The organism is Nocardia sp. NPDC004711, from assembly GCF_053601595.1.
Map to the genome: position 1 here is coordinate 144,301 of NZ_JBSGCB010000023.1, position 6,756 is coordinate 151,056.

A 6,756-nucleotide genomic window follows, 5' to 3' on the forward strand; every position below is an offset into this window, starting at 1 on the left:
TCAGTGCGTGAACGAATCCGCCGGTCCGAGTGGAACCACCAGAGCCGACGGATAGACGGCGTTCTTCTGGATCTGCTGCGAGGTGCCCAGCAGCCGGCCCAGATCCGCCGGATTGGGGATCGACGAGGGGAACGTGCCGCTGCTGATCCGCAGCCGCAGCGCGTGGCCGGGCTCGAGCCGGTGGAAGGCGGGCCGGATCTTGACCTCCATCTTCACCACGCCGCCCGGCGTGAGGAGCTGCTCGTTCTCCTTCAGTACGGTGTGCTCGGGCGCGTAGACGGTGCCGTCGGCGGTCGTCCAGGTCTTGCCGTCGTCGAGGGTGCGCTGGCTGGCCAATTGCGAACCGCCCGTAATGTTCACGGCCGTGCCGTCCGGCGCGACATCGTCGAGCCACACCTGGAACGCGGCGTCGGTGCCGGTGGAGGAGGCGTACAGGGTGACGCTCGACGGCCCGGCCAGCACGGTCGGCTCGGTCACCGGGTCCATGGTGTAGCGCAGGCCCGCCGTCGGATTCTGCACCCATTCGGTGCACGGGTTGGAGACGGTGAAGATCCGGAACACGAAATCGAGCAGGCCCGCCGTGTACTGGCCCAGCGACTCGCGATTGCAGATGGTGTCGATGCCGGTGTAATTCAGGGGATCGGAGGCGTCGGCAGCGGTCGGCCGGTCCGCGACCAGACGGTCACCGTCGAAATAGCGCTGCCGGACGGCCGCCTGCTCGAACGGATAGCGCGCGGTGTCGGCGGCATTGTCCCCGGCGTCGATGACGTGCAGCGGGGTGCCGGTCTCGTCGACGCCATTGTGAATGTCCTCGAGCCACCGGTCGAACCAGGCCAGGGTGATCCGATCGGTGTCCATGCGCGAGCCCGGCCCCAGCCCGAGGCCGACGTGATACCACGGGCCCATGAGCAATTGGTAGCGCCCGTCGGCCTGCTGGCCGGGCACCATGGGCGCGAACTGGTCGCGGCCGGCCGCCAGGTTCTGCAACTGCGCGTAATTGCGTACCGCGCCTTCCTGATACAGATCCCACCAGCCGTCCACCTGGTACATGGCGATGCCGTTGTCGACCAGGTTGTGCAGGCCGGTCTCGAAACGCCGGTCCTGCCACCAGGAGTTGTCGTAGGCGGTGGCGCCGCCGGTGTAGGCGTCGAACAGCAGCTTCACGGTGCTGGTGTCCGGGCCGACCAGCGCCAGCAGGTGATCGCCGAGGGACTTCAGGAACATCTGGGGTGAGACCGCGGCGGTCAGGAACGGCCCGATCAGGCTGAGGTAGGGGACCATCAGCGAGATGACCGTGAGCAGTAGCGGGCTCATCATGCCGTCGTGGTCGAGCACCTCGTCGAAGATGTTGTTGGGCACCGCGAAGGGCACGATCGCCTTCAATGGCGAACCGGGGCCGACGGTTTCGGCGGTCCGCATGGCCGACAGGCCCGGGAACGAATAGCCGTACATGCCGACCTTGCCATTGGAGCCGGGCAGCCGCGCGGCCCAGTCCACCAGTTCCGCGCCGTCCTTGCCGTCCTGCTCGGAAGCCGGACTCCACGCGCCCGTCGAACCGCCGGTGCCGCGCACGTCCGCCGTCACCTCGATATAGCCGTGCCGCACCAGCATGTCCTGCATGGAGGTGGCCTGATTGATGATGCGGCGGGCGTCCTTCAGCTGCTCGGGGAGCTGGATGTGCAGGTCGTCGATGACGCCGGTGATGGCGGCGGTGAGCGCGCTGGTCACCGCGCCGTAGGTGGTGAAGTTGACGACGACCGGGAACTCGCCCGCCGCCCGCTGGCCGGTCGCCGGATCGGTCGGATAGCGCACCTCGGCCTGCAGCTGGGTGCCGTCGGAGAGCGGAACGACCTGTCCCAGTTGATAACCCACCCCGTACCGCTCCGGCGTCGGCTGATAGCCGGACGGGAGCCCGAAGTTCACGGGCGCGTCGGGCACCGGACCGAACACCGGCGCGGCCCCGGCGGGGGTGGTGGACGTGACGGTCATGGCCAGCACGGAGAAACCGGCCACGGCCCACGGGGCCAGACGGCAGCGGCGCGGCCGCAAGGAGCTACTCAACGATCTACCTCTGCGGATGGTCGGGGGCCGCGGCCGGGTCCGCCGGATCTCCGGCGCCCCGCACGACCTCGTCGTCGGAGTTCAGCAGACCGCACAGCGCCCGCGCGCCGCTACCGGCAATCGCCAAGACTGCGGCCCGGGCCATTGTGCATATATCCAAGCGGCGGGGGCCGATGAATCATGAAGGCCCGCAACGAGGATGCGTCACGGGCCGGTTCGAGGGGGCGGATTACGGTGCGAAGCAGGCGATTTCGAGCCGCCGGGCGATGCGGGCGGCCGACAGCGTCATGGCGTCGGTCGGGCGGTGCGGATCCAGCCCCGTCAGTTCGTGCACCCGGGCCAGCCGGTAGGTGACGGTATTGCGGTGGATGGTGAGTAGCCGGGCGGTGGCCAGCTGATTGAAGCCGGTGTCCACGAAGACCTCCAGGGTCTCCGCCAGCAGCGGCTGGGAGTCCAGCGGCGCGAGCACGGCCGCCAGCCCCGCGCGGGCGGAACCACCTGCGGCAACGGTGTATTCGAACATGAGGTCCGGGCGGCGGCAGACCGGCTGGGGGCGGTCCAGGCAGCGGCCGAGCTCGGCCAGCAGGCGGGCCTCGGCGAAGACCGCAGGGACCGCCGCGTGCGATGCGGCGGTGGCGACGCCCACCCAGAACGGTGCGGGCGGGCCCATCCGGGACAAGGGCGTCTCGGGCTGGGGCGCGGGACCGGGCAGGCGGCTGGTCAGTGCGGTCAGAGTGGCGGTGCCGTCGTCGCCGGGTTGCAGCGGCAGCAGCGCGGTCCAGCCACCACTGTCCAGCCGCAGGAACACACCCGGAATGGACTCGATGCGATGCCGCAGCTCGCCGGTGTCGGCGCTGTGGGTCGCGCCCAGCCGGAACGCCGCGACCAGGAACGCGTCCGGCACCGTGATGGCCGGCTCGTCCGCCCACTCGATCGGGTCGCGGCCGGCCAGCAGCGCGTCGGCGATGGCGCGGCGGCGTTCCAGCAACTCCCAGCGCGGATCGTGCGCGCGCTGCACGCACGCGGTGGCGATGCGGGTGGTGAGCAGGGTGATGTACCGCAGCAGCGACACCGCGGCGTCCTCGAGCAGTTCCCGCTCCGGCTCGGAGGCGGTGTCCTTCAGGCGAGACCACAGGTATTCCGCGCCCATGCTGTAGCGGCCCAGCACGTCCTCGAGGGATTCGCCGTCGCGGACCCGGCTCAGCGCGATCTGCACGACCTCCTGGGTGTCCTCCGTCGAGGGCACGCGGCCGGAGCGCACGAACTCGAAGAACAGGTCCACATTCAGGGTGATGCCGCGTTCGAAACCGCCGGCCACCAGAGGTTCGGGCAGGGTACGGTAGCGCGGCATCGAGGCCGGTACCTCCGCGCGCGCCACGACCGCGCGCCGGTACAGCTCCTCGAGCGTTCGGTCCCGCAATCGCGCCTGCATCACTCTCCTACTACCCGTACAGCGAGTCGATAGTAGCGGCGTACCTGGTAGCTATCGGTTTGCGTCTGAGTTTCCCGGTGGCCGTGAGGTGATCACCGCCAGGGGCCCACACCTCGGGCAGCACCGCGAACTTCTTGATCTGCTCGACTCGCGAGAGCTTGCTGTTCGCCGCGTTGATGCCCTCCTGCAGGGATTTCAGCACCTGCGGGTGCGCGGCCAGGGCCGGCAGGCTCCGATCGGTCGCCTGATGGCGTTCGGCGAAGGCGGCGGCCAGCTCGCGGAACCGGTGACGGCGATCCGGATGCGGTCCATGCCCAGCTGTGCGCGAATCCTGGACAGCACCAGGCGATCCGCGAGCCGGAACCGCACGGTGTCGAGCACGCTCCGCGTGCGGCCGTCCGAGGCCGCCCGCGCCCGCGCCCGGCCGGTGCGGATCGCCCAGCCGATGAGCAGCCGCTGCAGCGGGCCGGTCTCGGTGGCGACCCGTTCCTCCAGTGCCGCTTTGACTTTCACCCACACCCGGGGCACGCCCAGGAACACCGTCGGACGCACCTCGGTGAGCGCGCCCGCCACCTGCCGCAGGTCCGGGCAGGTGGTGATCTCGCCGCCGGTCAGTATTGACAGGTAGTGCGCGAACCAGCGATTGGCGGCGTGCGCGTCGGGCAGATAGGAGACCACCTTGTCGGCGGGGGAGCCGCCGCCGAATTCGTCCACCACGCGGGCGTTCTCGAGGAAATTGGTGTGGGTGAGCTCCACCCCCTTGGGCGGGCCGGTGGTGCCGGAGGTGTAGACGATGGTCAGCAGATCCTCCGGATCCACCGCCCGCCAGGCGGATTCGAAGTCGAACCCGCCGTCCCCGGTGGCCTCGATCTCCGCCAGCGACACGCACCCCTCGCGCGCGTCGTCGACACAGATCACGTGCTCGACCGCGATGCCCTGCGCGGCCGCCTGCGCCACCGCCTCGAGGACCTGCGGCGCGAACTGCGCCTCGCAGACGACCGCGCGGTTGCCCGCGTTCCCGAACTGGTAGACCAGCAGATCCACCGGATTGGTGTTGTACACCGAGAACGGTGTCGCGCCGGTGTGCAGGATCGCGGTGTCGCACAGGTGGAATTCGGGCCGGTTGGTCAGCATCAGCGCCACCGTGTCACCTCGGCCGATACCGCGCGCCGCCAGCCCGGCGGCGATGGCGCGGACCCGATCACCGTATTCGCGCCAGGTGAGGACGACCGCGCCGCCGAGCGCGCGCAGCGCGATCTCGTCCGGGTACCGGGCCACATTGGCCTGGAACGCCTCGACCATGGTGCGCGGGGCCGTCCCCGCACGCGGTGTTGAACTCACGACCTACCTCTGGATCGACCATCGCCGGGGCGGCCACGGCCCGGGCTGTTCCAGCAGACCGCACAACGGTCCAGGCGGACCAGTGGCAATGGCGAAGATCTGCGGCGGCGGATTTGTGCACAGTGACGAAGATCCTTGTAGATCGGGACGTGACAACTGATTTCGCACGATGTGGGTAACTCCGGGACTTGTAATGCAGTCTCATTCGCGTCCATACCCGGATCTCTGCGACGTATCGTGTTAGCACGAACAGGACCGCCGGACCCCGACCGGGCCGTCCGATCGGGTAGGCGTGCGCGGCCACGAGGAGCGAGCGGTGATCACCCCTACCATCAACGGAGTACAGAGCTACATCGACGTCGAGGAAGTCGAATACGTCGATATCCGATTCTGCGACGTCCCCGGCATCCAGCAGCATTTCTCGATCCCGGCGAGCATGTTCGGCGCGGATCTGGTCGAGAACGGCATCGCCTTCGACGGTTCGTCGGTGCGCGGCTTCCAGGCCATCCACGAGTCCGACATGCTGCTCCTACCGGATCTGCGCACCGCGCAACTGGATTCGTTCCGCGCCGCCAAGACCCTCAATATCAGCTGCTTCGTCCACGACCCGCACACCCGCGCCGCCTACAGCCGCGATCCCCGCAATGTGGCCCGCAAGGCCGAGGAATACCTGCGCTCCACCGGTATTGCCGACACGGCCTACTTCGGGCCCGAGGCCGAGTTCTACATCTTCGATTCGGTGCGCTACGACACCGCCATGAACGGGGCCTTCTACGAGGTGGATTCGTCGTCGGCCGACTGGAACACCGGCCGGCGCACGAATCCGGACGGCACCCCCAACCGCGGCTACAAGGTCCGGCCCAAGGGCGGCTATTTCCCGGTCGCTCCGTACGACGCGGACGTGGACCTGCGCGACCGCATGTGCACCCACCTGCAGCGCGCCGGATTCGAATTGGAGAAGGGGCATCACGAGGTCGGCACCGCCGGGCAGGCCGAGATCAACTACCGGTTCAGCACCCTGCTCGCCGCCGCCGACGATCTGATGCTCTACAAGTACATCGTCAAGAACACCGCCTGGGAGTCCGGCAAGACCGTCACCTTCATGCCCAAACCGCTGTTCGGCGACAACGGATCCGGCATGCACGTGCACCAATCCCTGTGGAAGGACGGCTCACCGCTGTTCTACGACGAGGCCGGCTACGCGGGCCTGTCCGATCTGGCCCGCCACTACATCGGCGGCCTGCTGCACCACGCGCCGTCCCTGCTGGCCTTCACCAACCCGACGGTGAACTCCTACAAGCGCCTGGTGCCCGGATTCGAGGCGCCGGTGAATCTGGTCTACAGCCAGCGCAATCGCTCCGCCGCCGTGCGCATTCCGGTGACCGGCACCAGCGCCGGCGCCAAGCGCCTCGAATTCCGCTGCCCCGACTCCTCCGGCAACCCGTACCTGTCCTTCGCCGCCATGATGATGGCCGGGCTCGACGGCATCACCAACAAGATCGAGCCCGCCCTGCCGGTCGACAAGGACCTCTACGAGCTCACCCCCGAGGAGAGCGCCGAGGTCACCCAGACCCCCGGCAGCCTCGAGCAGGTCATCGACCGGCTCGAGGCCGACCACGACTACCTCACGCAGGGCGGGGTTTTCACCGACGACCTGATCGACACCTGGATCCGCCTCAAGCGCGACTCCGAGATCGCCGAGATCAATGTCCGCCCGCACCCGTACGAGTTCGAGCTCTACTTCGACGTGTAAACCTGAACTGCACGAACACAACTGATTCCCGGATTCGGTACGCAGTCGGTACGCGGTAGTCGGAAAACGCAGCGGCGGTGCGGACCGTGGCGGCGGCCGTGGCGCGGCGGATCATCGGCTCATCGGCCACACCGGGCTGACCGGTGTCGAACGGCACCAGCCCCGAGGC

At 68.6% G+C, this 6,756-nt stretch carries 5 protein-coding genes and 1 pseudogene; 1 reads left to right on the plus strand and 5 read right to left on the minus strand.

Features of this window, described 5'->3' with window-relative positions:
* From ACWEKS_RS24365 to ACWEKS_RS24385, 5 genes and pseudogenes are all read right to left on the minus strand, one after another.
* Positions 1 to 2,061 (minus strand): CocE/NonD family hydrolase, encoded by a 2,061-nt coding sequence (locus ACWEKS_RS24365; RefSeq protein WP_452342194.1) that lies wholly within the window; start codon positions 2,059 to 2,061, stop codon positions 1 to 3.
* Positions 2,062 to 2,065: 4 nt separating this feature from the next.
* Positions 2,066 to 2,206 (minus strand): hypothetical protein, encoded by a 141-nt coding sequence (locus ACWEKS_RS24370; RefSeq protein ID WP_452342195.1) that lies wholly within the window; start codon positions 2,204 to 2,206, stop codon positions 2,066 to 2,068.
* Between the two features lie 84 nt (positions 2,207 to 2,290).
* The gene (locus ACWEKS_RS24375; protein ID WP_452342196.1) at positions 2,291 to 3,493 is read right to left on the minus strand and encodes a PucR family transcriptional regulator; all 1,203 of its coding nucleotides are present in this window, start codon (positions 3,491 to 3,493) and stop codon (positions 2,291 to 2,293) included.
* A 10-nt stretch (positions 3,494 to 3,503) separates the two neighbouring features.
* Positions 3,504 to 3,695 carry a hypothetical protein gene (locus tag ACWEKS_RS24380; RefSeq protein ID WP_452342197.1) on the minus strand — a complete coding sequence of 64 codons (192 nt, stop codon included), beginning with the start codon at positions 3,693 to 3,695 and terminating at the stop codon, positions 3,504 to 3,506.
* 65 nt (positions 3,696 to 3,760) lie between these two features.
* Positions 3,761 to 4,795 (minus strand): annotated as a pseudogene (locus ACWEKS_RS24385) (AMP-binding protein); the annotation flags it as partial.
* 355 nt (positions 4,796 to 5,150) lie between these two features.
* Here ACWEKS_RS24385 and glnA point away from each other — a divergent pair.
* Positions 5,151 to 6,587: a type I glutamate--ammonia ligase gene (gene glnA, locus ACWEKS_RS24390; protein ID WP_452342198.1), complete on the plus strand. Its 1,437-nt coding sequence runs from the start codon at positions 5,151 to 5,153 to the stop codon at positions 6,585 to 6,587.
* Positions 6,588 to 6,756 lie beyond the last annotated feature (169 nt).

Excerpts from the sequence above, each read along its gene's own strand:
- ACWEKS_RS24370 (WP_452342195.1), bottom strand. The coding sequence starts at position 2,206 with ATGGCCCGGGCCGCAGTCTTGGCGATTGCCGGTAGCGGCGCGCGGGCG.
- ACWEKS_RS24375 (WP_452342196.1), bottom strand. The coding sequence starts at position 3,493 with ATGCAGGCGCGATTGCGGGACCGAACGCTCGAGGAGCTGTACCGGCGC.